The sequence below is a fragment of the Mesorhizobium sp. M7A.F.Ca.US.005.03.2.1 genome (assembly GCF_003997795.1).
Classification (GTDB): Bacteria; Pseudomonadota; Alphaproteobacteria; order Rhizobiales; family Rhizobiaceae; genus Mesorhizobium; species Mesorhizobium ciceri.
The window spans coordinates 1-1,951 of sequence record NZ_RZRP01001033.1 but is presented as its reverse complement, the minus strand read 5'-3'; the positions used below and the strand labels follow the sequence as shown (position 1 = coordinate 1,951).

Sequence of the window (1,951 nt, the reverse complement as noted above, 5' to 3'; positions counted from 1 at the left end):
GTGCAAGCCCCGCCGGCTGGCGTTTCATTCGCATGGAACCATACCAGGCAATTGCCGCGGTGAGGATCATGCCGCCGATGCCTTCACGGCCGACCACCAGCACGGCGACGCCGACAACTGCCAGAAGAGCCGGCCCGAGCGTTCGCAGCGTGCCCGCCAGTTTCGCTGGCTCGGCACGCAGAAAGATCGTCACCGCGCCAAGCAGCAGCAAAAGCAACGCTACAAAAGCGATGATTGCGCCCATTATTTTCCGCCGCCCCGCAGATGCTCGATCATCAGCCGGTCTTCCGGCCTGCCTCTGGCTTCGAGCGCCTTCAACCCGCCGGTCGCGAACACGGCGACAGCCGAAAGCAGTCCGGCCAGGGTCGCGGCAGCCCGCCGATCAAACCGGAACCAGGCCCCCTTGGACAGCCGCGCAACCTCTTTGAACGCCTTTTCCGCGCTGGAATCATGGCCTTCCTGAAAGACGAAGACAGGAACGCCATGAAGGCCGAGGCTGCCGGCCTTTTCGGCCAGATCGTCGATATCCTCTTCCATCGCATCGCCGATATAGACCAGCGCATTGACCTTAGCGGTTGCCGTCTGTTTCAACGCATGCGCCAGCACCTTGCCGATCTGGGTATGACCGCTGCGGCACTCGATCCGCGTCATCAGCTGCTTCAAGGCATTGGTGTCGCTCACGAAAGCGGACGAACGGCACTCGCCAAGACCGCGAAAATAAACCAGTTGCACGCTGAGGGTTCCTGCCTTGCCGACGGCGTCGAACATCTGGCCCTGCAGCGTGCAGGCCAGATCCCATGTCGGCTGGCGGCTCATCGTCGCGTCGAGAGCAAGGATCAGCCTGCCCGAACCGGTCGCCGATGCGGCAAGTGTCCTCGCCTGGCGAATGAAGGCGTCGATCTCGCCGGCGTTGGATTGGGGCTTGATCGGCGCAGGATTGGTCCTCGCTGGCACAGGTTGCTTCTTATCGCTCATAAAAAACAAGATGTGGCGTTGCCACATCGCTTGCAAGCCCCACATCGGGCGGCACAAAGGGCCAGACGGTGATGCCACCTGGGGTCAGAGCAGGCCGAGGTCGGCAAGCTCGCGCCTGAGTTTCGGCGGCATCTCGATCAGTCCGGCCTTGCCCTTGCCCAGATCGAGCGGCGCGTCGGCCGGCTTCAGATAGCGCCAGCCCTGAAAGGCCCGGCGCGGCTGCCAGTCGGTTCGAACAACCTCGGGGTCGAGAATCAGGTGGCAGCGGCCGATGCCTTCACTATCGGTGAACGGCCGGATCTCGGTGATCAGTTGGCGGCACTGCACATTGCCTTTGATCACCCAATAGAGCGAACCGCCATCGGTGACCTCGGCGCCGCGCGTCGGCATCATGCGCGTGGTGTGATATTGCTCGACCGGCTCACCGGCGCGCCGCCGCTCGTCGAGGCGGAAGGCGATCCACTCCTCGAGATCTTCGACGCTGTCGCAGCCGACACAGAGTTTTATGAGATTGAGAGACATCGCTTAAGGTTAGTCCCGCATGCGGACGCGTCAACGACCGGATCGACTTCTCCACAGTGGCAGTTTAGGCCAGCCTTCAGCATTCCACGACGTTGACGGCGAGCCCACCCAGGCTGGTTTCCTTGTACTTCTCGTTCATGTCGAGGCCGGTCTGGCGCATGGTCTCGATCGCTGCATCGAGAGGTACGAAATGGGTGCCGTCGCCCTTGATGGCCAGTGACGCTGCCGTCACCGCCTTGACCGCGCCCAGCGCATTGCGCTCGATGCACGGCACCTGCACCAGCCCGCCAACCGGATCGCAGGTCATGCCGAGATGGTGTTCGAGCGCGATCTCGGCGGCATTCTCGACCTGCTCGGGCGTACCGCCCATGACGGCGCACAGGCCGGCCGCCGCCATTGCCGATGCCGACCCGACCTCGCCCTGACAGCCGACCTCGGCGCCGGAGATCGAAGC

The 1,951-nt window shown here is 63.4% G+C and carries 3 protein-coding genes and 1 pseudogene; all 4 read right to left on the bottom strand.

Going from position 1 to position 1,951, the window contains the following annotated elements:
- Positions 1-244: pseudogene (locus EN991_RS34205) on the bottom strand (molecular chaperone DnaJ); the annotation flags it as partial.
- Complete coding sequence (locus EN991_RS34200; RefSeq protein ID WP_027161546.1) at positions 244-975, bottom strand: hypothetical protein; 732 nt, start codon at positions 973-975, stop codon at positions 244-246. The gene EN991_RS34200 and the pseudogene EN991_RS34205, both read right to left, overlap by 1 nt.
- 84 nt (positions 976-1,059) lie before the next feature.
- Positions 1,060-1,497 carry a DUF1489 family protein gene (locus tag EN991_RS34195; RefSeq protein ID WP_013531780.1) on the bottom strand — a complete coding sequence of 146 codons (438 nt, stop codon included), beginning with the start codon at positions 1,495-1,497 and terminating at the stop codon, positions 1,060-1,062.
- A gap of 76 nt (positions 1,498-1,573) precedes the next feature.
- A partial coding sequence (locus tag EN991_RS34190; protein WP_206519307.1) for an L-serine ammonia-lyase, iron-sulfur-dependent, subunit alpha occupies positions 1,574-1,951 on the bottom strand: 378 nt, incomplete at its 5' end.